19 protein-coding genes are annotated in these 24,483 nt (G+C 37.1%); 7 read left to right on the forward strand and 12 right to left on the reverse strand.

Annotated features, from left to right (window positions below):
- Window positions 1–28 precede the first annotated feature (28 nt).
- The 7 genes from KYG33_RS22510 to KYG33_RS15790 form a co-directional block, all read right to left on the reverse strand.
- On the reverse strand, window positions 29–3,826 hold the full coding sequence (locus KYG33_RS22510; RefSeq protein WP_257468806.1) for a hypothetical protein: 3,798 nt from the start codon (window positions 3,824–3,826) through the stop codon (window positions 29–31).
- Between the two features lie 5 nt (window positions 3,827–3,831).
- Window positions 3,832–6,006 (reverse strand): hypothetical protein, encoded by a 2,175-nt coding sequence (locus tag KYG33_RS15765; RefSeq protein ID WP_219072044.1) that lies wholly within the window; start codon window positions 6,004–6,006, stop codon window positions 3,832–3,834.
- Between the two features lie 65 nt (window positions 6,007–6,071).
- On the reverse strand, window positions 6,072–6,698 hold the full coding sequence (locus tag KYG33_RS15770) for a leucine-rich repeat domain-containing protein (RefSeq protein WP_180564946.1): 627 nt from the start codon (window positions 6,696–6,698) through the stop codon (window positions 6,072–6,074).
- Between the two features lie 11 nt (window positions 6,699–6,709).
- On the reverse strand, window positions 6,710–7,468 hold the full coding sequence (locus tag KYG33_RS15775; RefSeq protein WP_219072045.1) for a leucine-rich repeat domain-containing protein: 759 nt from the start codon (window positions 7,466–7,468) through the stop codon (window positions 6,710–6,712).
- A 227-nt stretch (window positions 7,469–7,695) separates the two neighbouring features.
- On the reverse strand, window positions 7,696–7,866 hold the full coding sequence (locus KYG33_RS15780) for a hypothetical protein (protein ID WP_175627173.1): 171 nt from the start codon (window positions 7,864–7,866) through the stop codon (window positions 7,696–7,698).
- Window positions 7,867–8,099: 233 nt separating this feature from the next.
- Complete coding sequence (locus KYG33_RS15785) at window positions 8,100–9,137, reverse strand: patatin-like phospholipase family protein (protein WP_047380237.1); 1,038 nt, start codon at window positions 9,135–9,137, stop codon at window positions 8,100–8,102.
- A gap of 255 nt (window positions 9,138–9,392) precedes the next feature.
- Window positions 9,393–9,893: a M15 family metallopeptidase gene (locus KYG33_RS15790; RefSeq protein WP_180564948.1), complete on the reverse strand. Its 501-nt coding sequence runs from the start codon at window positions 9,891–9,893 to the stop codon at window positions 9,393–9,395.
- Window positions 9,894–10,098: 205 nt separating this feature from the next.
- Between KYG33_RS15790 and KYG33_RS15795 the strand changes: the two genes are divergently transcribed.
- The 6 genes from KYG33_RS15795 to KYG33_RS15820 all read left to right on the forward strand — a co-directional run bounded on the left by KYG33_RS15795 (window position 10,099) and on the right by KYG33_RS15820 (window position 16,317).
- Window positions 10,099–11,682, forward strand: a complete 1,584-nt coding sequence (locus KYG33_RS15795) for a Na+/H+ antiporter (protein WP_077413407.1) — start codon at window positions 10,099–10,101, stop codon at window positions 11,680–11,682.
- 193 nt (window positions 11,683–11,875) lie between these two features.
- A complete protein-coding gene (locus KYG33_RS15800; RefSeq protein ID WP_077413408.1) occupies window positions 11,876–13,147 on the forward strand; it encodes a Y-family DNA polymerase in 1,272 nt (423 codons plus the stop codon).
- A 48-nt stretch (window positions 13,148–13,195) separates the two neighbouring features.
- The gene (locus tag KYG33_RS15805) at window positions 13,196–13,468 is read left to right on the forward strand and encodes a hypothetical protein (RefSeq protein ID WP_219072046.1); all 273 of its coding nucleotides are present in this window, start codon (window positions 13,196–13,198) and stop codon (window positions 13,466–13,468) included.
- A 242-nt stretch (window positions 13,469–13,710) separates the two neighbouring features.
- Complete coding sequence (locus KYG33_RS15810) at window positions 13,711–14,571, forward strand: complement C1q domain-containing protein (RefSeq protein WP_219072047.1); 861 nt, start codon at window positions 13,711–13,713, stop codon at window positions 14,569–14,571.
- A gap of 10 nt (window positions 14,572–14,581) precedes the next feature.
- Entirely contained in the window at window positions 14,582–15,394 is an 813-nt protein-coding gene (locus tag KYG33_RS15815) for a hypothetical protein (protein ID WP_219072048.1), read from the forward strand.
- A gap of 8 nt (window positions 15,395–15,402) precedes the next feature.
- Window positions 15,403–16,317 carry a hypothetical protein gene (locus KYG33_RS15820; RefSeq protein WP_219072049.1) on the forward strand — a complete coding sequence of 305 codons (915 nt, stop codon included), beginning with the start codon at window positions 15,403–15,405 and terminating at the stop codon, window positions 16,315–16,317.
- On the opposite strand, the gene KYG33_RS15825 is transcribed toward KYG33_RS15820, so the two are convergent.
- From KYG33_RS15825 to KYG33_RS15835, 3 genes are read right to left on the reverse strand one after another with little or no spacing between them, the layout of a single operon-like run.
- The gene (locus tag KYG33_RS15825) at window positions 16,318–17,877 is read right to left on the reverse strand and encodes a tetratricopeptide repeat protein (protein WP_180564951.1); all 1,560 of its coding nucleotides are present in this window, start codon (window positions 17,875–17,877) and stop codon (window positions 16,318–16,320) included.
- A gap of 14 nt (window positions 17,878–17,891) precedes the next feature.
- On the reverse strand, window positions 17,892–18,503 hold the full coding sequence (locus KYG33_RS15830) for a YdeI/OmpD-associated family protein (RefSeq protein ID WP_180564952.1): 612 nt from the start codon (window positions 18,501–18,503) through the stop codon (window positions 17,892–17,894).
- Between the two features lie 5 nt (window positions 18,504–18,508).
- On the reverse strand, window positions 18,509–19,642 hold the full coding sequence (locus KYG33_RS15835) for a serine hydrolase domain-containing protein (RefSeq protein WP_219072050.1): 1,134 nt from the start codon (window positions 19,640–19,642) through the stop codon (window positions 18,509–18,511).
- Between the two features lie 99 nt (window positions 19,643–19,741).
- Between KYG33_RS15835 and KYG33_RS15840 the strand changes: the two genes are divergently transcribed.
- Window positions 19,742–21,070, forward strand: a complete 1,329-nt coding sequence (locus tag KYG33_RS15840) for a M48 family metalloprotease (RefSeq protein WP_257468808.1) — start codon at window positions 19,742–19,744, stop codon at window positions 21,068–21,070.
- A 132-nt stretch (window positions 21,071–21,202) separates the two neighbouring features.
- Here the strand turns inward: KYG33_RS15840 and KYG33_RS15845 are convergent, their stop codons facing one another.
- Together KYG33_RS15845 and KYG33_RS15850 are read right to left on the reverse strand one after the other, a co-directional pair.
- On the reverse strand, window positions 21,203–22,732 hold the full coding sequence (locus KYG33_RS15845; protein WP_219072052.1) for a hypothetical protein: 1,530 nt from the start codon (window positions 22,730–22,732) through the stop codon (window positions 21,203–21,205).
- Between the two features lie 83 nt (window positions 22,733–22,815).
- Window positions 22,816–24,357 carry a glycine--tRNA ligase gene (locus KYG33_RS15850; RefSeq protein WP_077413418.1) on the reverse strand — a complete coding sequence of 514 codons (1,542 nt, stop codon included), beginning with the start codon at window positions 24,355–24,357 and terminating at the stop codon, window positions 22,816–22,818.
- Between the last annotated feature and the right edge of the window lie 126 nt (window positions 24,358–24,483).

Here is a 24,483-nt window from a genome sequence, read left to right on the forward strand (position 1 = left end):
GGATTAACCGCCATTTTGTTAAAAAATATTAGCCTAAAGTACTGGTATCTTTTTCTCCATGCTGTAATTGTGCTTCTTCATCTAAACTGAAACTTGTTTCAAACTCCAGTTCTGCTGGGTTTTCACAATTCTTAGGATCATTTTCCGGGAAAATCGGTAAAGGCTGCTTCACTGGAAGTCCTGTAGACTTATCCTGAAGAATCGTCAGTGTAGTAGGGATTCTGGTAATCCAGTATTTACCTTGAGGCTCGCCGGTTGGCTGTCTCATTTCATCTACGATACTCATGTACATGGGGTCTCCGATTACAGGTACAGATCCTCCGTTCCAGATCAATCCTGTTTCAAGGAAGAACTGAACGGCTGCTTCGAAACCTGGTTTTACAGTAACGATAATTCTTGCCATACCTGCCTGTAGGAAGCTTCTGAATAAAGGATCCATACTTTCGCTCAGGTAGAACTCCTGCCAGCTCTTACGGTTAGCCCAATAGTAAGGATAGAAGGTATAATCCATGATTTCCCATTCAAATGCCTGTTCCATAAACTTGGCAAGTGCGGTATATCTATCCAGATTATCACTCAGGTATACCTGGAAGTTATCCATTGTTGTTTTCTCATCAGCACCATTTGTTAATTCCTGACCTAATGTAGACAGATAATCCTGTAATAAATAGGCGATACAATTGTGCTTTAATACATCATGCTCCATATAACGGTAGAAAGTATCCTGTCTTTCTTTAAGCTGTGCTTCTTTTTCTTTCTGCTCAGCATCCAATCTTGCCTGATCTTCCTGGAATTTTGTATAAGCTGCTTCATAGGCTTTAATAATTTCATTGAAGCTTTCTGTTTTCCAGTTATTGATAAATGCATCACTCAATTCACAATTTACCACTACTTTGATGGTATAACTTCTAACATTGTGTCCCTTTACCTGGAAAGATATATTACCTGTTATATTGAAGCCAGATGATCCATCATCAAAATTAAGATCTCCACCACGTTCAGAACGGCCTATCATATCTCCTTTTAAGTTGGAGAACATTACTTCAGAATAACGTGATCCTGACCATCCGCCCCCTCTGTTTCTTGTTGATCTGCAGGCGAAGCTTGCATTTTTTCCGGCATAGTTGTCCGGAATGGTAAATTGTGTATGATCAACTCCAAAATCGTCATCTGTCTGAGGAACACTGGAAGCAGTATGAATAACTTGTTTGGTTGCTTCCGGGAAAGCTTCTAAATTCACTCCATACTCTTGAGCCCAATGTTGGATCTGTACAATAGTTGCAGATTTTGGATCTTGCATTAACCAAGGTTCTGGTGCTTTTCTCGGATCTACAGGAGCTTTAAGAACCTGAGCTTTAGCAACAGTAAGAGCCAAACGGTGTAATCTTGAAGGCTCAGGAACCATAAACTCAAACATAGTACGCTTACCATAGTTGTAGATCTGGTTCTTCATTTTCTTGTCAATCCATCTGTAAACTCCTGTAATGTGTTTAGGTTGAGCAGCTTCAGCGTTGTCGGTATTAGTTACTTTTCCTCTGTTATCATATTCATGAACATTGGTTTCTGTATACTCTTTGATGATTTTCTGTACCCTTTCTTCCGAAATTTTAGTCAGAACTCTTTCCATTGCTCTTTCCGTAATTTCCTGAGATTTCATCATGGCCTGTCTTGTGCTGTCATGCTGAGCTGTGTTATTGGCATAGTCTGCTCCGATTTCAAACTTCATGGCACTGTCATTTCCATAGCTGAATCTTGTGTAGGCGGAAATACTTTGCTGCTTCTCAATTTCTTTGGCAACTTCGGTCTGCATATCAGTTCTTGAAGTCTTTGAGGTGTCTGACATCTTCTCTGTTTCCTGGGATTTAGATGTAGTATCCGTAATTTCTGAATATTCTCTGGAAACGGAAGACTTATGTCTCAATTCGCTTGCCATAACATTCTCAATATTGGAAACTTCTCCAGGAACATAAGCATGAACACTTTGTACTACTTTCATATAATCTGCAACCCCAAGTCTTTTTATCCCGAAGTTTTTACGTTTCTGGATCGTTACCGGTTCAGATGTTCCCGGGTTTTCGACGGCCGCACGCTTCAAGGTTAGCATTCCGGTAAGGTTTAGATCTTCTTTTGGGTATTGAATGGCAATATCTCCATAGGCCTGGCTTCCGTTATCAAAAATGATTTCTATTTTGAAACTGAAGCTGCTTCTGAACTTGTTTACCAAACATGCCGGTAAAGTAATTTTATTGTCTACCACAGGAATATTGCTGTAATTTTCTTCAAAAGTTCCGGCAGCATCTGTTGTGGCAGTGATCTTAGCGTTGGCAACACTCCACGAAACATCTTCAACCTCAAAAGAAAAATTAACAAATCCTCTGCTTCCAGATACATTGAAAGAACTGTGTGCATATAAACTATATGCCATTGGAGTTCTGGAAGTATTTTGAATAAGAGGAACTGAAGCTCCACCGATATTTGCATACTGCTGTTCCGGAAGAGGGCTGTTTTGCAGAGCGGTCTCCATGGAAGACGTAATATTGCTTTTTACAACCAGTAAGGCATCAGCATAGCTTTGGATTTCATCATCAAGAACAATGGTCTGAGCGCCAATTTTCAAAGTGTCATGTGAAAGGATCTGAAGGCCTTCTGTATCTTCTGCCAGAGAAACTAATCCCATTGTGGATTCACCGAAAAGCTCAACAAAAAGGTCAAAAGATTCCGGAGAAAGCTTTGCCTGCAAATCTTCTAGATTGATTTCATTTTTGTACGTAAATACGAAAGGAGCCACTTCATATTCCTTTAAACTGCTATAAAGACGTTCTTTTTCTTCTTCAGACATGTCCGGAGTGATTTTGCTGTCTACTTCAGCCAGCTTCTTGTCATAAAGTTCTAAACGCTCTTTGTTTTCTTCCATATATCTGGAATACTCATCCTGGTATGTCTGATGTCTGGATTTATGGAATTTTTTCTGAAGTTTTTCCAGTTCGGAATTCAGAGTGCTTAAAGATTCTTTTCTATGGATAGCTTTGCTGGCAACCAATGAAGCTCTGGCTTCAGATTCCAGTCTTTGAATAGTTTTTGCACCCAGAACCGGTTCAGATGCCTTATTAGCTGTTGTAGAAAATGAAAGGGTCTCAGTATCTTCTGAAAATAAGATGGCTGGTAGTATTATTTTTCCATCCATTGCTTTTTCCAATGGATTTTCTCCATTAATCTTGATAATTTCCTGATCGGTAAGATCCTGATTGCTGGCAAATCCAAGCTGGATAGCCATTAAAATGTGGCTGATTGATTCTTTAATGTAGAAATCTCCCTGGGTAACGATTTGATAGATATAGTTATTCCAAAGTAGGGAAAACGTTGCAATTCCTTCTGTGTTAAGCTGTCTATTGGTGTTAACAAGACTTTTGTAATATTCTGAAACAAAAGCCCAGTCATTGCTGTCTAGTGTCGCCTTTTTAGAAAGCTTTCTTCCGACTACTAGAAGGTCTTTAAATGCTCCTTCCTCAATTTTCTTTTCGCTTTCAAATCCAGCATTGTTAAATTCACCGGCAGCTCTTTTCATTGCTGAAAACTTCAGTGTTTTGGCTGGTCTTCCTACGACTGCTGTATCAAAAACACCCGTTACTCCCTTGGGTCTGTGGATAAATCCCAGGTTTTTGTCTTTGGTTTCTGTTAATTGTGGGTTTCTCAGACTTACAAATCTGAAAAGTGATTGTGATGCATTATTAGTTGTATTCATAGTATCTGTGTCTTTATAATTGATAATTCCTTCTCCTACTAAGGATTTTGCGACGGTAAATGCTGATTTCTTATCTGTTGACATTTTGTTTATTTTTTTGTGTATTCAAGAGTTAGAGTAAATGAATTAATAAGAGAATAATTATAATCTGGAACATTTAATAGTTCAATTATAGCTCGTTCTCTTTCGATGGTGATGTAAGCTTTTGTACGCCACTGATTTCCGGCAAATGCTGCCTTTACATCATCCCATTCTGTAAACATTTCATTGGAAATAATGGTTTCAAGATCTGGGAATTCAGTTTTCAAATCAATTTCACCTGTTCTTGGAATCTGATCCAGATACAGGGTTTTCTTGTAAACAGGTTTACCATTGATCCAGTTTCCGCCTGTTAGTTCCTCTTTGGTACTGTAAGAATGTTGCTTATCTGCATACTGTTTCTGGATATAATCATTTTTCTCAGCATTGTCCCCAAAATAAGTTTTAGAGCTTAATCCCCTAGGATTTGCTGCTTCATGTTCTATAAGTACAGGTTCATCCAAGTTCGGACTTGCAAAAATTCCTTTTACTCCTCCTCCGCTTGTCTGTCTTAAAGCTGCACCTACGTCACTCAACATCAAACGAGAGCCATGACCATATGCGAAAACACCACTTTCTTTACTTACAGAAACACTAGAGGCATTGGTTCCATCTAAGTTACCGGAAGACATCATAGCAGCTTCAGGAAATAAGCCGAGAATATTTTTTACGCCATCAATTTCGTTCGTTCTATAAATAATTCTTTCTTCCGGATCTTCGTCTGTAAACTGTATATTGCCTGTCATAGGAGCTCCGGTCTCCGTTCCTGTTAATGGAATGAAATCGGTAAAATCTGATAAGTTTTTATATCCAAATACATTACCGGCATTCATAACAGCTACTTTTGTATAAGTATTGTCGGCCAAAGGAGTTCTCTTTGCAGAAACCACGGCATCAAAATCTAACGTTCTGGCGGCAAAGTCTCCACCAATTAAAGGCGTAACAAAATCATGACGTCTTGCTACCGGATTTGATTCAATAACCAATTTATTGAATGTTGAGCCTCCCAATGGGGCATTACAGCCAATAACAACATTGTTGTCACCCCAAACACCCATGGCATGAGTGGTAGAAGCAGCATTATACCCAATAAATGTATTGGAACCCCACGCCCCTGAAGTAGTAACTTTTCCGTAATTCTGACCGGCATAAGCTCCGATAAATGTATTTTGAACCCCATGAGTAAGCCAGTATCCTGCTCCAACACCCAGAGTGGTATTGTACTTGCCATCAATATTTTTAACCCCTGCTTCATCTCCAACATAGGTACACCCGAGAGCCGATGTGGAGTTTTTACCGGCTTCGGTTCCCACCATTACATTATAGCTTCCGGTCGTTAAAAGCGAACCGCTATTGACGCCAACAAGAGTATTCCAATCTCCGGTTGTTAAATTTGCACCTGCAAAACCTCCTATAGCAATATCACTTAGCCCGGTTGTTAGCTTTGGCAGAGTATTGTATCCGATTCCGATTCCATATGTTCCGGTATGATCTGTATTCATATTTCCGAACCATAAAGAGTAAGTTGTAGGACTGAAATTTATTTCACCTGCTCTGCCTTCGCCCGGTTGGAAAATAATAGGTTTGGTTGTTCCGTTGCCTCTGTCAATTACATTTTGTAAATTATCATTCCCGCTAAAAGTTGGTTTATCAGAAAGATCATTATAACTGCCTGTTACAGCTACTTTTTTCAGAGTGACTTTTTCCTGTCCTTCCTGAGATAAGGTCACACTTCCGTCTGAATTGGTAGTCGGGGTGATACTGAATTCCGAAAGATTGATATGAAAGGCTGATCCATCATTCTGGGTAATGGTAATGATGTTTTGAGAGGCATCATATGCTGCATTCTCAATACTGATATCACGGGTTGCCAAACTGCTTAAGTCTACTGATTTACTTTGCTGCACTCCATTCTCTCCCGTATAAAATACCGTTAAGATATTTCCATTCAGCTGTGGAGTCTGAATAGCTGTTTGAGTTTCGATTTTATTTTTCCAAAGCTCAACATTTTGTGGGCTTAGATTGGAAGCATCTGAATCTGCTTTTTGAGACAGATCATAGTCTAACTTATCTGCTGGAATTTTTTCATCTTTGTGCCAATAAGAGTTTTGCCATTCCCAGAATTCTTCTTGCACCGGAATGTCTCCGTTTTCGAAATACTTTTTTAATTCTTCTTTTGTTTTCATTTTTTGTTTTGATTGATAAGTTTAAACAATGGCTTTTTTGAGAAAGTATTGCTGGAATTACATCATTATTCTGTGAACCTGTCCAGAATAGTTGCTGTTGCCGGAATACCTGCTTCGGTAATATCCAATCCCACGGGTTTTGCAACGGTCTGAAGAGAGGAAATAGCAAATGCATTTTTTCCTACAAACTTTACCGAATTGGGAATGTCTAAAAATGTTATAGGACTTCCTGATAATTGAAATGCTCCGTCTTCAATAGTTTCAATGCCATTCTCCAATACAAGTTTTGATACACTGGCAACCCCACTTGCGAAAGCATATGATTCTACGATCTTACAAGATCCGGGAATGGTCAAAGTCCCTTTCAGATATTGTGCATTGAATGCCCTTGTTCTTATTCTTTCCAGAGATTTTGGAAATACAATTTTTGATATACGTTTGATGGGCATTGAAAAGGAAAAACCTCCAATGATTTTGACTCCTTCGGGAAAAACTATTGTAGATTCTGTACCGGTAATCTCTGTATTATCTGTGGGAGAGTAAGAGAAATCGTCGTAAATTATTAAATCCAATGAGGAGTTGTTTAGCCTTTCACTCTTATGCCAATAGGCATCCTGCCATTCCCAAAAATCTTCTTGCTTTGGGATATCTCCATTCTCGAAATAGAGTTTCAATTCTTCTTTTGTTTTCATTTGTTTAAAATTTAATTGATAAGTTGTCCTCCGGTTACTGTAACTTCAGGATCAAAAGAATACATGTGATACTTTGTGTTTTCTCCTAATATTACTTCTGTCAGTTTGTTGCCTGAAAATGCTCCCGACTCAATATTGAGAACACTGTTGGGGATTTGTACCGCCATAAGAAGGTTGTTTCCGAATGCATACTCTCTGATTTCTGTAACACCATCAGGTAGGGTTACGGAAGTAAGTTTATTAGAGCTGAATAAGGATTTTTCAATAATTTTAAGATTCTGGGAAATGATAAGGTCTGTAAGTTCATTGCCCGCAAATGCACCATAGCCAATCACGGATAGATTTTCAGGAAGCCGGAGGGAGGTTATTTTGTTGCCCGCAAATGCCAGGTTCTGAATTTCAGTGACACTGTCAGGGATGGTAATGGAAGTAATTTGTGAACCTGAAAAAGCGTTCTCACCAATACTTATAATTCCTTCTGGTATTTGTATCTCTGTTATTATGGCGCCCATTGTAAAATAATTAGGGATTCTTAAAGCTCCGGATGGTATGATTACTTTTCTTTTTAAAAAAAAGCCCATTGAAGCATTTTTATCTTTATCCATGTCAGCATAAAGGATATTGTATGTACCATTTTCAAGTCCCGAGACTTTTCTCATGTCGATTTTCTCGTCTTTATGCCAATAAGAGTTTTGCCATTCCCAGAATTCTTCTTGCACTGGAATGTCTCCGTTTTCGAAATATTTTTTTAATTCTTCTTTTGTTTTCATAAAACGATGTGTGATTTGTTGGTTAATAAATTGATTGTTATATTCTGTTTTTAGTGAAACAGACTCCGCTTTTATACTATATTTTCAGACATAGTTCTGGCTGTCCAGCATTTTGTGAATGGTGAATTCAAAGATGTTGAGAATGTTTAATGAGATTGCTGTGCGCGTATTAATGAGAATTAAAAGTAGTGCTGGACAGCGTCAGAACTTGTCGTGTTTTATTTTATTTAAAAAGTATCTTCTTCAAGTATACCTTCTTCAAAATCTTCTCTGAAGAAGTTTTCAATAGTGTTGAGATAGTTTTCATAATCTATCTCAGCATTTTCGATATCGCTCCATTCTATGGTATAGAGATCTTCATCGAAGAGTATATCTGTTTTATGATCTGGTGTTTCCATGTTTTGTGTTCTAATGTGTTGGTTATATTTTGAACATATTTCAGGCTGTTCAGCATAAGTGGATGTTGAATTCAAAGGCTTTTTAAAAGTTTTTATGGATTGTTATTTTGTGTCTTTCTGATACTTCAAAGGTAGTGGGGCGAAACGACAAAACTTGACGTGTTTAAAAAATATTTTCTAATTTTTAAATATAATCTTCAAAGCTTATATTGGGTCATTATAAGGTTCAAAGCTTATATTTTGTTTTTGATGAGTTTTTGAACAATCTGATTCAAAGTTTCTCTGTTGTCATCAATATAACTCAGCCCGGCCTGTATCAGATTTTCAATATTAGACCTTCTTACGTTATCCATTGCAGGAGAAGCGTTTTTCAGTGAAGGATTCAGACGGTAATAGTTTTTCTGATTTCTCAAACCAAGGGTCTGAAACATCTGTTCCAGCTGATAATCTACTGTTTCTGCATTGGCAGACATTAAAATATCAATAATCGGGCTTACCCAGCCAATTTTTCCTGATTTTTGAAGCCTTTTAAAAGAATAAGGTCTGGCTTCAATTCCTGTTCCGATAGAAACAATAATCATATCATTTACACCCGGTTGGTTGGCTTTCTGATGGTTTTTTAAAACCTCTGCAAAAGGAATTTTTCTTGCTTCTGCATAAGCACAAAGGGCAGGATTATTGGCAAACATCCCTCCATCAATCAGGCTGAAGATCTGTCCATACATAGATTTGATCTGCACCGGACTAAAATAGGTAGGAGCAGCCGAAGTCGCCCTACAGATATCTTTTACATAGAAGTTATCTGTGCTGAGGTTGGCTTTCCATGAGTTGAAAAGCTTTGCCCTTCTGTTCTCAATATCATAACTTGTTATTAAACATGGTTTTATTAATTCTTTTAGTTCTAAATTTCCAAAAAAGTCATTTAAATTCCTTTCAAGTGATTCCTGTGGAATTTTTTCATTCAATAATCCGAATGGATTAACCAGTTTTTCCCAAAAGGAAACCTGGAAGATATCGCCGCCCTTTTCCGCATATAATTCTAGTCCTTTCTGAATAGAATATTTTGCTTTTCGGGTTTCGTCGGGACATAGAATAATAGAAGCAATCAGACCTCCGGTACTGCTGCCTGCCACCAGATCAAAATAATCTCCAAGCTTTGCTGTGGGTTTATCATAATACTGGAGCTGTTCTTCTATGTAGCGCAGAATAATACAGGTGATGATTCCTCGTATTCCGCCCCCGTCCAAAGAAAGAATGGTTGTCTTTTTCATGTTATTTTTTTCATTTTTTTAAGAAACATTTAGCAGCTTTAGACAAGTAAAACCAATAGATTTCCGAAAAATATCTATTGGTTTCAGCTTATTATAAGGATTGCTTTTTTGGTGTTTTCTTATAAGCAAATATAGACGGAGGAAGCGACAGAACTTGTCGTATTATAAATAATTTTAAATGATTTTATCAAAAAAGAGGACTTTAAACCAGAGAGTTATGATGCCTGTGTTTTTTAAATTTTAAATCAATAAGAATTAAAAAACAACATAATTCTGCTTATCTCTAGGCATCTTCAAGAGCGTTCTCCAGCTGGTTTTTACAGGACCTTTTTTAGAGGGAATATTCTTTTTCTCGAAATGGGGAAGATCCTTGAAGGTTTTCCAGTTTCCACCCCAGTCCCAGCCATGGCGAGCAAAGATTTTCACACACTCATACCAATCAGCAACTTTATCATTATCCCAGTCTTTTGCCGTATCCCAGCTTGCCGTTTTTCCGCCAATTATCAGGCAGATATCTACGGCCAGACCATAATTGTGGATGCTTTGTCCTGCCTTAGCATTGGTCACTTTTTTTCCTGAGGTAATTCTTCCGATCGCATAAAGCTTTTCCTGCTCTTCAAAAGATCTTAATCCCTGAGTGATTCGTATCTTGGCTTTTCCGGTAAGTGCTTCATCACATTCTTGTATAATCTGCTTTACTTCATCTCTTACCATTGGGTGAAGCTTCTGAATTCGTTCTAAGGTTACTTTGTCCATATTTCTTATTTTGTTATAGGACGAAGGTATAGCGCGGAAGCGACGGAACTTGACGTGTTTTATTTAAATTTCTATAACATTTTACCTGAAGTAAAAAAGATTACAGTCATCTTTTAAGTATAAAAAAAATAAGAAAAAATTGTTTTTAAATTTTTAAAAATCAAATAGAATTAGTAAATATGGTGCATAAAAAACACAATTTCAAATGCATACCATCTTACCCTTTTTACTTGCTATGGTAGCGGCTATTGTATTACTCAATATGTGGGCTGCCAGATTAAAAATTGCTTATCCTATTTTACTTGTTGTATTTGGGCTTTTTGTTTCTTTTATACCCGGTTTGCCGGTTGTAAAGATCAATCCGGATCTTATATTTTTTATTTTTTTACCTCCTTTATTATTTGAAGCAGCATGGTCTATTTCTTTTAAAGAGATGAAAAGATGGTGGCGTATTATCGGGAGTTTTGCTTTTCTGGTTGTTTTTTTTACAGCATTGGCGGTAGCTGTAACAGCTAATTATTTTATTCCGGGATTTACTATTGCTTTAGGATTTCTGCTAGGTGGAATAGTGTCTCCTCCTGATGCGGTAAGTACAGGTGCCATTATGAAATTTGTAAAAATACCAACTACTACATCCGCTATTCTGGAAGGAGAAAGCTTGCTGAATGATGCGTCCTCATTGATTATATTCCGTTTTGCTTTGATTGCTGTAGGAACCGGACAATTTGTATGGCAGGAAGCTTCCTTAGACTTTTTATGGATGATTATAGGAGGAGCGGGAATTGGTTTGCTGCTGGCCTGGATTTTTGTTCAGGCTCATAAACGTCTTCCTACAGAACCTTCATCTGATATTGCACTCACACTTATTGAACCTTATCTCATGTATTGGGTGGCCGAGCAGTTTCACTGTTCCGGAGTTTTAGCAGTTGTCTGTGGAGGTCTCTATATGTCAGCTAAAAGGATGATATTTTTAAACAGCAGCAGTCGTATAAGAGGATATAGTGTGTGGGAAAGTTTTGTATTTATCCTGAATGGTATTGTATTCTTAATTATAGGACTGGAGCTTCCCGAAATCGTGGGTGGATTACGGTCAGAAGGAATTCCTTTGAAAATTGCTATCCAATATGGCGTTTTGATAACAGCCATTCTGATTGCTGCCAGAATAATAAGTGCATACGCTGCAATGCTGGCCACTTTGATTTTTCGGCCAAGTGTGGCACCGCGGGCATCTTCTGCAAAAAGGCGGTTTCTGATGCCTCTTATGCTTGGATGGACAGGTATGAGAGGAGTTGTTTCATTAGCTGCTGCATTGGCAATTCCTATCACTCTTGAAAACGGACTTCCATTCCCCAACAGAAACCTTATCCTGTTTATTACTTTTGTTGTGATCTTGCTTACATTACTGGTACAGGGCCTTACACTGCCGTATATTATTAAATATGGACATGTGTTTGATGATTTTACTGATGAAGAAAAAGATAAACAGGTCAGGGAAGAAATAAAACATAAGCTGAAGCAGCACATCTATCATTTTCTTAAAAGTAAGCATGAAAACGAACTGAACAGTCATGCCGGATTAGAACGGATGCTGAAACACTGGGAAGAAAAAATAGAGGTCAATGATACCGAATGGATGAATGAAAAAACAAAAGATATCTTTTTTGAGATGCTGGAAAGCCAGAGACAGTTTCTTGCAGAGCTCAATAAAGATGTTTCTATTGATGAAAGTATTATTCGTCATCAGCTTTATCAGATTGATCTTGAAGAAGAGCGGTTAAAAATGATTTAATCTGTACGATGGTTATTGAATAATAATGTTTTTGAAAACAAAATTAAAGCACTAATACGACAAAACATGTCGTATTTAAAAATTTTATCCATTTGTTTTTCAGGTTGTTAAATATGATGTTAATTATAGTGTAAAAGATTATTTTATTCTTTAAAAGCTCTAATTTTGTATAGATATTTACTATACAATTGTCATGTACGCTCTGGTAGACTGTAACAATTTTTTTGTTTCCTGTGAAAGGACTTTAGATCCTGATCTTGAGGGCAAACCCGTTGTGGTTCTTTCCAACAACGACGGGTGTGTTGTATCCAGAAGTAAAGAAGCAAAAGATCTGGGAATTCCTATGGCAGCTCCGGCATTCAAATACAAGGAGCTTTTTCAAAAACATGATGTGAAAAGTTTTTCTGCAAAATTTGAATTGTATAATTATAAAAGCCAGCAGGTGATCAATATTGCCAAGTCCTATGTTCTTGATTATGAAGTCTACAGTATTGATGAGCTTTTTCTTGATTTAACAGGATTTAAATATATCGATATGTATGAATATTGTTCTAAAATCAAAAAAGAAATTGATGAGAAAGAAAATATTCCTGTAAGTATCGGAATTGCTCCCACTAAGACTTTATGCAAAGTTGCGAACAGAATCGTAAAAGAATTTCCGGATAATTTTAATGGAGTTTATATTATGGATACTCCTGAAAAAATTGAAAAGGCACTGAAGTGGCTTAATATCGGAGACGTGTGGGGAATCGGAAGAAGGCTGGCCGTCAAAATGAATGACTGTGGTGTTCATAAAGCCTGGGATCTTCTTCAGAAACCTGAAATATGGGTTCGGAAGATTATGGGAATTCATGGAGTAAGGATGATCAATGAACTGAAGGGAATTCGTCAGCTGGAACTGGACGCTCCTTCTCCTAAAAAATCTATTGCTGTTACCCGAAGCTTTATGCAGATGCTTACGAAAAAAGAAGAAGTAAGAGAAAGGGTAGAAACTTTTGGAATGTACTGTTCAGAAAGACTAAGAAAGCAGAATACCTGTTGTAAAATGATTACTGTTTTTGTACAGACCAACCGCTTTAGGAAAGATCTTCCTGAATACAGAAATGCAATGACCCGGATTCTTTCCAATCCTACGAATTCATCAATCTTATTAGGAAGAGTGGTGAATGAACTTTTTGAAGCCATTTACAGAGACGGGTTTCATTATAAAAGAGCAGGAGTGATAGTGAACGATTTTGTCCCCGAAGATCAGAGACAAATCAGTCTTTTTGAAGAAGATATACAAAACCAGCATCTTCCCGTGATGAAAGCTATGGATGCTATGAATAGAAAATATGGGAAGGATAAAGTCCGTCTTGGAAGCATGAGTGGTGAAAACACCTTTGGACGTGCAAAACTGTCTCCGGAATATGAAGCTTTCCTGAAAAAAAATACACTGCCGGAAGCCAACTTCAGGTTTCATTAAAGCTATTCCTGGTTCAAAAATTCTGTTTATTTTAGCCATTCTTACTGAATGAAAAATAAAACAACTGAAACCAATAATTCATTAAAGCAATTATCCCGGGAAAATTTTTTTGGATATGAGTTTGTTGATTATTGGGATGGAGATACTACAGCTTTAGGATTGCAAAAAGGAAATATCATTATCTATATTTCAACATATCACTATTCTAAAAGCAATCATTATGACATCATTATTGAAGAACTCGGGACAGGTAAAATATTGAAATCCGGAGAAAAAATATCCTATAACGAACTTATTCATGACCTTCAGTCTTTTTTCTAATGACGCCTCACAATAATATTTTTCTTTAAAAAGTAGAAATTATTTAAAAATTTCTCATAAAACAGAGTGATGGTTTTATTTTAAATAGTAAAATTCCGTATTTTGATAATGTGAAATAAGTGTTTACTTGTCTTGTTTTCAGTGTTTTATGTGTTTGTGGTTTAAAAGCGGCTATTGTAGGTGATGTGCTTTTACATTTATCTTTGGCCGAGAATTGTACACGTTTTAAAACCACAAATTAAATGAAGAATCTAAGTATTTGGATGAAGGGAATACTGATTTCCTTTTGCTTTACCATAAGTCATTCAAAAGCACAAGTTGGTATTAATACCTCAAACCCTCAAACCGCTTTTCATGTGGATGGGGCAAAAGATAATCCCCTATCCGGAGTTCCTTCCAACACAAAGGCTGCTAATGATGTTGTCATAACTTCTACAGGAGAAATAGGAATTGGAACATTATCTCCTGCTGTTAAGATAGATACACGGTCTGCAGCTAACACAGATAATTCAATCGGAATAGGAGAGACCAGCCAGCCAGCTTCATCAGCAGGTGGAGGCGCTGTAAGATATAATCCGCTGAATGGCGGAAAAATGCAGTACTCAGATGGCATTGTATGGCAGGATCTTATTTCTTCTCCCACCAAAGCTGTCGTGGTAGCCAATCTTCAGGCAGCGAATTTTGCCGTTAAAATTCCTTATCAGGTTTCTACAGGCATTGCCGGATGGACAGAAATTTCTGATCCTACAGCAAACTTTACTCCCGGAACAGGTGTTTTTACAGCGCCAAGAACCGGAGTATATCTTGTTTCTTTTACCTATGATTTTGTGAGAATCCCTATAGTCTCAGGCTATTTTTCGGAAGCGAGATATGTAGTGAACGGAAACAGTACTGTTAAAAAATGCGTGAAATCTTTCTCCAATATTTCAAAACAGGCACAGGTTGCAGGTTCTTGTGTGGCCGGAGTTCAACTGAATAAAGGCGATACACTTCAGCCCTATATCTACCAGTCTGTTTATAATGGTAATCTAAGCCTTAGAACAGATCTAACTTCTGCAAGCAATGATTATGGCTTTGTAAATCTTTCTATTTTAGAACAATAACACACTTGATATGAGAAAAAAATTAATACTGGCTTTATTTATTGGTTACGGCATGTGGATGCAGGCTCAGGTAGGAATCAATATGTCTGCCCCGGAAGGAGCGGTACACATAGATGGACAGAAAAACACAAACGCTTCAATACCTTCCAGTTATTATGATGATGTAGTTATTACTCCCGCCGGAAATGTAGGAGCAGGAACAAAATCCCCAAAAACAAGACTGGACCTTAGATCAAATGAACGTTTAAATGCAATAGGAATTGGAGGAACTTCACAGTCTGCTTCTGCCGCTAAGGCCGGAGCGCTGAGGTATAACTCAGGAACACAGGATCTGAGCTATTCTAACGGAACCTCATGGATCACACTGGCCCATAAAACGTCCAATGATTTTGTAGATGCAGAAAACTCTTCGGTACAAAGCTTTGCTGACGGAGTGCAGGCTGCTGTTACCGGCTGGACTAAAAAAACGGATGTGAATAGCAGCTTTAATGCCGGTACGGGAGCCTTTACCGCCTCAAAAACAGGAGTGTATATTGTATCCTTTACCTTTTCCTTAACATCCGGAAGTATTGCAAATGATTCAAGGTATGAGACTTTGATTCAGACCAATTCAACATCTTCCACCACCAATAAAGTGTTCAAATGTGTAGGAAGTTATCCCGGAACCAATACCATTGGAAACCGTGTTGCGGGAAACTGTTCAGGAATTTTTAACCTGAACCAGGGGGACAATATTACGGTAAGCCTGAATCAGAAACTGGGAAGTTCAAAAACTTTGGATACTGATGCTACACTTACTTCTTTAAGTATTTTCGGATTATAAAAAGACAGATGATGAAAAAAAATTGTTTACTGATTGTAATGACTTTAAGCTTCCACTGTGTATTTTCACAGGTTGGAATCAATACTCCAAATCCACAAGGTATTCTGCATATTGACGGACAAAAAGATAATCCTGTTTCAGGATCGACATTTACTCCGGCTCAGCAGAGTAATGATATTCTTGTGAGCAGCGCCGGAAAAATAGGAGCGGGAACGCTCATCCCGGTTGCAAAAGTTGACGCCAGGAATTCCGGAAATGGAGCTATTGGCTTTGGAACTTCTTCACTAACTGCACTTGCAGCCGATGAAGGAGCCATACGTTATAACAGCGGAGTGGAATATTCTAATGGAAATGAATGGCTTCCTTTGCTCACAGCACAGCCCACAAATAATAAAGTAATCGTTATTGCAGCCAAAACCAATAATAATGTAAAGCTGGCAACTCCGTCTATTCCAACAATAACTGCAGGTTTACAGAACAGGGCAAGTAATTATCTTGTAGACTGGAGTAAAACTTTTGAAAGTAATTCCGGTACAAATTTCAATGCTGCTACTGGTATCTTTACCGCACCCCGCAACGGAATTTATGTAGCTTCTTTCACAACAGATCTTGCCCCATTAGCAATTAATTATACTACGGATCCTTTAAATCCTATTCAGATAGAAGCGATCTGGCAGCTTTATGATAATACAACGGGATTAGCCGTCACCAATATTGTAAATACGGTAAAATGTGTCAATACCATGTCCTCAAACAGTGTAGGAAATATTGATGCAGGAAGTAACTGTACCGCCTCATTTTACATGACAGCAGGGCAGAGACTGATGCCTTACATCTGGTTTAATTTAAATAATTCAATCGTCGCCAATTTTTCATTAAATAATACCGGCGGCTATAATAATCTTACAATAGCGGAACAGTAATCAGGAGATTTCATCCAGTGTTTTGATAAACGCAGACGGATGCAGCCCTGTGATCTTCTTAAATTCAAGAGAAAAAGCGCTGTGAGAAGAATAACCCGTGATTTCAGAAAGGTGATTAATCTTGTACTTTCTGTACTGCGGTTCATTTTTTAATTGATTGACAATATAATTGATCCTCAGATGATTGATATATTGATTGAAATTAAATTTCTTATGTTTTTTGATAACTGCTGATAGATATTTTGTATTGATATTCAGTGTGTTTGCAAGATTATAACGAGAAATGTTCTTGTTGTTAAACTCAAGACTTTCCTCAAATATTTTTAGTCCGTGTAATATGTTTTCCTCTACTTCAGGCGAAATTTTTATTTCTGTCGGAGTAGGGGAGTTTTTTGTCTGAATATCCTCAGATACTTCCTGGGGATCTTCTTCATAAACAACTGGAGAAATACCTTCTTTGTAAATTTTGGCAACAGCTTCTTTATGCTTTTTACGAAGACGGATAGTATTGAAAATAACAGCTCCTAAAATAATCACCAAAGAAAGGCAGGCTATGATAAGCCCTTTTGAAGTAGAGTGGCTTTCATTGAGCTGCTGATGAAAATTTTCTTCTTTTTTGGATAATGTGTTATTGACGGCCATTGCTTTGTTGTAAGCGATGCTGTCTTTTAATTTAAGATTTTCAATTTTATATTTCTCCGTGTTGGAATCGTCGTGAAGCAAAGCATATGCTTCTTCAAGATTTTTAGTAATCTCAATCTTTTTTTCATTGAAACCATACTGATCTGCAATTGCCAGAGATTTCTTATAATAAAGCACCGCACTGTCCGGCTTATTTTGTCCTGAAAACAAAAATCCGATATCATTAAGGATGTTTGCCCGGAGATAATAATTGTTTTCCCCCACCAAAGAAAGCGCCTGTCCGAAATAATATTTTGCTTCCTTAAATTTTTTTACTTCAGATAAATTATACCCCATATTGGTATAAGCGGAGATCAAAAGTTCATTTCGTCTGGTTACATTTTTAAGCTTCTGAAATTCCTGAATGGCACTTTTAGAGTAATACTCTTTCTCTTTATATTGATTCCTATTAAGAAGGATCAAAAAAGAATTAAAGATCATCCCTTTCAGCTCATGTCCTTCTTCCGTATTATTGTGTTTTACTTCAGAGAGGGCGTTTTGGAGGCTTGTAGAAGATTCTTTGAGCAGCCCAAGCTTTGCATATTGAGTTCCCTGCATTCTGTATGCAAGTGCTTTCCCAATATTATAATTGCTTTTGGTAGATATTTTAAGGGCCTTATCTGCAAAATCAAGACTTTTCTCAGCATCAGATTGTAAATAGCTGTTGAAGGATTTCAAATAATAGGCTTTTGCAAGAAATTCAGGGAGATTTTTTTTCTGTGCTGAATCTATAATCCTATTCAAAACGATTTCCGAACTGTCCGGATTCTTGGATGAAAGAGTACGGGCATATTTGTACTGTCCCTCAAAATCAAATGCCTGAGGGAATGCAGAAATCGAAATAATAAGGAAGAAAAAGAGAATAATTTTTTTCTTCATTGTGTTTTTGTGTTTTATTTTTTTTGGTATTTCCAGTTACGGCTTTTACCCTCCGCTATCCACTCCAAAGACTGTTCCAATCTTTTATTCCGGGTTGCTTCGGTTTTTGCTTCTGTTACCCACGCAATATATTCTTTTCTGAAGGATGGTGAAGCCTTTTCAAAAATATCAGAGGCTTTTGAATGAGCATGTAATGCAGACTGAAAATAATCAGGAACTTCCATTTCTGTTTTGGAGGGCGGGGCTTTCTTCATAGTAACACCCATATCCGTAAGTTCCATGGCTTCTTTAATTGCTTTTTTCAGCTGAGGTTTGGAAGGAAGATCTTCAATTCCTGTTACTTTTCCTAAGCTGAACATTGAGCTTCTTTCAGCTGTTGTTTCTATCTCCTTTAGTGTTTTCATCTCCTGATGCAGCCAGAATCCGAGACTGCAGTATTGCTTGAAAGCGGTAATGGAACAAAGAATTTTACCTTTATACATGAACGTAGGAAACTTCCATTTGATCGCTTCTTCTGCATCGGGGCAGACTTCGTGAATCGTTTCACGGAGATAATGTAAGATAGGTTTTGCAAAATCCGGAGATTTTTCAATGTATTCATCAACTTTTACGCTGTGTTTATCCATAGTGTTTATTGGAATAATTGTACAATTTCGTTCACAAAGAATTTTACCTGATCAGGTCTTCCTCTGTCATTTTTAGGGTTGTTGGAGTAGCTCCCGGTTTTTACAATAACGATATTGTGCTCCGGAACCATAATAATATACTGTCCCTGTAATCCCAGGAAATAATAATGTTTGATGGGGTTGTCATGATTGATCCACAGTCCCATTCCATAAATACCTTCAGACTTTTCAGTCGGAGTTCTCATCTGTTCAATGAAGTCAGCGTTAAGAATCTGCTGATCCCCGGCTTTTCCATCATTCAGAAAGAGCTGTCCCAGCTTAGCAAAATCTCTTGCATTGGAATGAATGCAGCAATACGTTTTTTCCATACCATAATCGTCTGTACTCCATTTCGCATTCTGTTCCATTCCCAAAGGAATCCAGAATTTTTCTGATAAATAGCTCGCTAATGGTTGGTTCAGAGCTTTCCGGAGGGCAAAACCAAGAAGTTGGGTAGAACCGCTTTGATATTCGAATCTTGTTCCCGGTTCTTCTTTAAATTTTCTTGAGAATACAGCTTTTACAAGGCTTTTTCCATAATAAGCTTTGGCATTGGGAAGAAACGGATTATTGTAATTTTCATCCCAGTACAGCCCGGATTCCATTTGAGCGAGGTTTTTAAGGGTAACCTCATTTCCGAATGGTTTATTTTTAAATTCCGGATAGAAATCAGAGAACTTTTCATCAATAGTAGGAATAATACCTTCTTCCAACGCTTTTCCCAACAACATGACAGTCACTGCTTTTGCCATCGAAAAAGAATTGGTTTGTGAAAGCTGATTATAACCATCCCAATATTGCTCATGAAGAATTTTTCCATTCCGTATTACAACAAAAGCAGCGGTTTTGGAGTGTTTTAAATTTTCAACTAAATGTTTAGGTAAATCTTTTTTGTTGTAATTCGGATCTTCTTCCCAGAGTTCAGGTTCTTCTGTAGCAATAGGATTGCTCGGGAAAAGATTTCCGTCATCAATATATGCACTTGATTTTCCTTTAAGATAAGTTTTTGAAATACCACTAAATAAATAATCATATCCCAGAAAATAAGCCGCTGCAGCACCAGCTACCGCTCCACCTATCATATACTTTAGTATTCTCATTTTTTCACGAATGGGTCTCTAACAAATTTAGAATAATTTGGCTATAAAAATTAAAATGAATCATCAAATAAGTTATTTTTGTTCTTATTGATGAAAACTATGACCAGAAAACTTATTGTATTGGGGTACTTCCTATTTTCAATCATGGGAATGGCTCAGATTTATAAACCGATAGATACCGCAGATTATATACAGAGGAAAGCATTTTTAATGAGTTTTGAAGGAAATAATGAAGCGACTGTGAAGAAATTAAAATCGCAGTATTCCGGTAAAACAGGCTCTGAATTATCCAAAATCTATAAAGAATTCGGAACAGACTTTCAAAAGCAGGTGAAGAATAAGGATTTTATCTTTAAATCGGAATTTGAAACCAGCATACAGTCTATGATCCAACGTCTTAAAAAGAATAATCCTAAAATTCCTCAGGACCTGAAAATTCTGATCGCAAAAGATAATACTCCCAATGCTTACTGTCTTGCTGACGGAACTTTTGTTATCAATATGGGGCTTTACAGCTGGCTTAATAATGAAGAGCAAATTGCAGCTGTGATCTCCCATGAACTGGGTCATAAAATAGAAGAACATTCCCTGAAAACCTTTGTAAAAATTATCGAACAGGATAAATTGGATAAAGTATTGGTTGAGAATATAAAATCAACTACCACCAGCCGAAGCCAGAGCCAGAACCAGAAAGCTTTCGATATCTTTAAAAATACAGTGTATAAAAAAGGGGTGGAAAAAAGACAAAGCGAAATGCAGGCGGATTCTTTGGGTTATGTTATTTTTAAAAACAGTGATTTTAAGAAGTCTGAATTTGTAAATGCACTTCAAAGACTGCAGGATTTTGATACTATTTCGCCAAGAGAGCTGAAAATGGAAACGTATAAAAAGCTTTTTAATCTTCCAAAGCAGGCCTTTAATGAAAAGTGGATGAAGAAGGAAGATTTTTCCCTGTACAATTATAATTTCTACAAAGAAAAGCTGAACAAGGATTCCCTCGCATCGCACCCTGAAGTGTCCAGAAGAATTGAGATGCTTAAAAAAACATTTGCTGAACTTAAAAGTTCAATTGCTCCGGAAAAACCTTCAGATCTGTTTGTAACATTAAAGAAAACAGCAAGAATGGAAATTTTGCCCAACTATTTCCACTCAGAAGATTATGGGCAGGGAATTTATGCTGCCATGCAGTTTCTGCAGGATGAAGAGGAAGAAAAATATTATAAAAGCTGGCTGGGAAGATGTTTTTCCAAGATATATGAAGCCAGAAAAAGCTATAATCTGAACCGGTATCTGGATAGGATAGAACCTAAAAATCAAAGTGAAAGCTATCAGCAGTTCCTGAACTTTATGTGGAACTTAAGTTTGGATGAAATTAAAAATATTGCAGACTTTTACCAGACCAATGAAAAGATAGTGAAAGCAAACTGATCTTGATATAAGTATTGGGGATATCAATAGGAATGGACTTTAGCCTGTTTTTTAAATAATAAAAATTCCACTGGCTTTAGCCAAAACTTAAAAATAAGAACCCTGATGACTCATCAGGGTTCTTATTTTATACTAGTAATTTAATTTCTCCAAACGGATCTTATTGAATTTTTCTTTTTCGTTATACTCCCGAAGAAGGATATACCCCTCTTTTCCTACATAGGGTGTTACTGCATAATTGTCTTTTTCGGAAATAGGAATGATCTCCTGTTTGAATTTTCCGTCAATAATGGTATTGATGAATAAATTCCATCTTTTCTGCTTTGTTACTTCATCTTTCTGATAGTCGCGGTAGAAAAATACCACGTCTTTTCCACCGTTGAGGTATTGTGAAAAGAGATAATCACTGTTTACCCATTTAGATTTTTCTTTTTCAAAGACCTGTACATTTTTTACTTTGAAATCTTTATCTGTGTATATGTAAACAAGGTCTGTTGTTTTGGGAGCATTATATTGTCCGGCAGGTTTATATTTTTCGGATAAAATACCTACACTTCCATCGTTCATGAAGTACATGTCTTTGGTCTGAAGCATGTAACCACTTTCTACCATACCATTTCTATTGAGTTTTGGAAGGAAAGCTGAGATATTCGGCTCATAATTGATTGTTTTGGTATCTGCAGTAAAGTTTTTTTTGTCTACCAGCATTCTTGCAAATCCTACTGACTCAGAATCATCATAGTTTCTTCCCAGCAGAACTACTTTATCATCGAAATTTTTATCATTATCAATCTTTCTGTAATTGGAGTAGAAGGATTCAATATTGTCTATGGTATCATCAGATAATCCGGTTACCGGCTTGTTGGATGTTTCTTTTCCGGTTTTCATATCAAGAACCAGGAGACTGAATGATTTCTGCTTTTCATTCACTTTCTTCATGATGCAGTACATATAATTTTCATCTCTTTCCAGAACAGATAAAGTAGAATAAATTTTCTTGCTTCCGTCAGTATTGTATTTATATTTCCAAACCTCCTTTTTGTTTTCATCAAATCTCATGAGGCTGTTGTTATTTTCATACTTTCCGTAATCTTTATACTCCACGGCAAAGTAACCGCCTTCTTTCAGCTCACCTACGGCAGAAACATAGTTGTATCCTTTATCTTTTTTCTCATCACGATTTTCCTTACGCTGTTCTTTCCAGCTCTTCGGTTCGTTGATTTCTTTGAAAGTACCGTTTTCCAGATAGTCATAATAGATTTTTCTGGTAATAGAATTTGTTTTAGGGTCAATCACCATAGAAACAGGAGTAAATACTTCTCGGCTTTTTACCAGAGAATAATCCATCATTGAGGGCTTTAAGATAATCTGCCCTTTAAAATCAACATATCCTAAATAAGAGGCAGCAGTGATATCACCTTCAAATTCTTTATTGGCAACAGGGTTGAGGTTTTTATCTAATATCACATACTCAAACTTTTTGGTCTTATCACCGGATTTTCCGTAAGAATATAGAGAAACGTAACCGTAAAGATTGTCTTTATCATCGAATAAAGCATTCATTCCCACGTGATCCCCAGCGGCAAGTGTTGTCAGATCCTGGGTTTGGGAAAATGCAAATGTCTGGATCAGTCCAAACACTATGAGTGTTATTTTTTTCATGGTTAAAATTTGAGGGATAAAAGTAATAAATTAACCCATATGTTGATAAAAATAAAAAAGCCCTGAGAACAGGGCTTTTTTTATTATAATTGAGAAAGTAAATTTCTGAAGTTCGTTTTTTCATCAATGATTCGTCTCAAATCTGAAACAGGAACTCTTTCCTGCTGCATAGTATCTCTGTCTCTTATGGTTACTGTATGATCAGTAAGAGAGTCGTGGTCAATAGTGATACAGTATGGAGTACCGATAGCATCCTGTCTTCTGTAACGCTTTCCGATGGCATCTTTTTCTTCGTAGAACAGATTGAAATCATATTTCAGATCATTGAAGATATTTTCTGCATACTCTGCTAAACCGTCTTTCTTCATCAAAGGAAGGATGGCTGCTTTAATTGGTGCCAATGCCGGAGGTAAAGATAAAACTGTTCTTTCTGAACCATCTTCCAATACTTCATCTTTTAAGCAGTGAGAGAATATAGAAAGGAATAATCTGTCTAAACCTACTGAAGTTTCCACTACATAAGGAACATAGTTTTCGTTTCTTTCAGGATCAAAGAACTGAAGCTTTCTTCCTGAGAATGTTTCATGTGCCTTTAAGTCGAAATCTGTTCTTGAGTGAATACCTTCCAGTTCTTTAAACCCGAATGGGAAGTTAAATTCAATATCAGCAGCAGCATTCGCATAGTGAGCCAATTTCTCATGATCATGGAATCTGTAATTATCATTTCCTAGACCTAGAGCCAAGTGCCAGTTCAGACGTTTCTGCTTCCACTTCTCATAGAACTCAAGTTCTGTTCCCGGAGCAACGAAGAACTGCATTTCCATCTGTTCGAATTCACGCATTCTGAAGATAAACTGTCTTGCAACAATCTCGTTTCTGAATGCCTTACCAATCTGTGCAATACCGAAAGGAAGTTTATGACGTGAAGTTTTTTGTACGTTTAAGAAGTTAACGAAAATACCCTGAGCCGTTTCCGGTCTAAGGTAAAGATCCATTGCACTGTCTGCAGAAGCTCCCAGCTTTGTTCCGAACATCAGGTTGAACTGTCTTACTTCTGTCCAGTTTTTAGAACCGGTATCAGGATCTGCAATTTCAAGCTCTTCAATTAAAGATTTTACATCAGCAAGATCTTCATTTTCCAGAGATTTCGCCAGTCTTGAAAGAATAGCTTCTCTCTTTGCTCTGTATTCCAGAATTTTTGGATTTGTGGCAACAAACTGATCTTTATCAAAAGCATCCCCGAATCTTTTCGCCGCTTTTTCAATTTCTTTGTTCTCTTTGTCTTCAATTTTAGCGCAGTAGTCTTCCACCAAAACGTCTGCTCTGAAACGTTTCTTAGAATCTTTATTATCAATCAATGGATCGTTGAAAGCGTCTACGTGGCCTGATGCTTTCCATGTGGTTGGGTGCATCAAAATTGCCGAGTCAATACCCACAATATTCTCGTTAAGCTGTACCATAGCTTTCCACCAGTATTGTTTGATATTATTTTTTAGTTCGGCCCCGTTCTGTCCATAATCATACACAGCGGATAAACCATCATAGATCTCACTCGATGGGAAAATAAAACCATATTCTTTAGCGTGAGAAATCACTTTCTTGAAAACATCTTCTTGCTTTGCCATAATTTTTACATCTGATGTGCAAAAATAATGTTTTTTATTGGGAAAATATTAATACCTGTAAGATCCTACATTAGAGATTGTCATTAAGAAGCATCCTCCCACGCCAATGATAAATAAAACACCAGC

This window comes from Chryseobacterium sp. D764, from assembly GCF_019317325.1.
Classification (GTDB): domain Bacteria; phylum Bacteroidota; class Bacteroidia; order Flavobacteriales; family Weeksellaceae; genus Chryseobacterium.

Coding starts and splice junctions, on each gene's coding strand:
- KYG33_RS15850 (WP_077413418.1), bottom strand. CDS start 24,357: ATGGCAAAGCAAGAAGATGTTTTCAAGAAAGTGATTTCTCACGCTAAA.
- KYG33_RS15810 (WP_219072047.1), top strand. CDS start 13,711: ATGAAGAATCTAAGTATTTGGATGAAGGGAATACTGATTTCCTTTTGC.
- KYG33_RS15835 (WP_219072050.1), bottom strand. CDS start 19,642: ATGAGAATACTAAAGTATATGATAGGTGGAGCGGTAGCTGGTGCTGCA.
- KYG33_RS15775 (WP_219072045.1), bottom strand. CDS start 7,468: ATGAAAACAAAAGAAGAATTAAAAAAATATTTCGAAAACGGAGACATT.
- KYG33_RS15815 (WP_219072048.1), top strand. CDS start 14,582: ATGAGAAAAAAATTAATACTGGCTTTATTTATTGGTTACGGCATGTGG.
- KYG33_RS15820 (WP_219072049.1), top strand. CDS start 15,403: ATGATGAAAAAAAATTGTTTACTGATTGTAATGACTTTAAGCTTCCAC.
- KYG33_RS15785 (WP_047380237.1), bottom strand. CDS start 9,137: ATGAAAAAGACAACCATTCTTTCTTTGGACGGGGGCGGAATACGAGGA.
- KYG33_RS15795 (WP_077413407.1), top strand. CDS start 10,099: ATGCATACCATCTTACCCTTTTTACTTGCTATGGTAGCGGCTATTGTA.
- KYG33_RS15770 (WP_180564946.1), bottom strand. CDS start 6,698: ATGAAAACAAAAGAAGAATTGAAACTCTATTTCGAGAATGGAGATATC.
- KYG33_RS15800 (WP_077413408.1), top strand. CDS start 11,876: ATGTACGCTCTGGTAGACTGTAACAATTTTTTTGTTTCCTGTGAAAGG.
- KYG33_RS15830 (WP_180564952.1), bottom strand. CDS start 18,503: ATGGATAAACACAGCGTAAAAGTTGATGAATACATTGAAAAATCTCCG.
- KYG33_RS15780 (WP_175627173.1), bottom strand. CDS start 7,866: ATGGAAACACCAGATCATAAAACAGATATACTCTTCGATGAAGATCTC.
- KYG33_RS15845 (WP_219072052.1), bottom strand. CDS start 22,732: ATGAAAAAAATAACACTCATAGTGTTTGGACTGATCCAGACATTTGCA.
- KYG33_RS15825 (WP_180564951.1), bottom strand. CDS start 17,877: ATGAAGAAAAAAATTATTCTCTTTTTCTTCCTTATTATTTCGATTTCT.
- KYG33_RS15765 (WP_219072044.1), bottom strand. CDS start 6,006: ATGAAAACAAAAGAAGAATTAAAAAAGTATTTCGAAAACGGAGACATT.
- KYG33_RS15790 (WP_180564948.1), bottom strand. CDS start 9,893: ATGGACAAAGTAACCTTAGAACGAATTCAGAAGCTTCACCCAATGGTA.
- KYG33_RS15805 (WP_219072046.1), top strand. CDS start 13,196: ATGAAAAATAAAACAACTGAAACCAATAATTCATTAAAGCAATTATCC.
- KYG33_RS22510 (WP_257468806.1), bottom strand. CDS start 3,826: ATGTCAACAGATAAGAAATCAGCATTTACCGTCGCAAAATCCTTAGTA.
- KYG33_RS15840 (WP_257468808.1), top strand. CDS start 19,742: ATGACCAGAAAACTTATTGTATTGGGGTACTTCCTATTTTCAATCATG.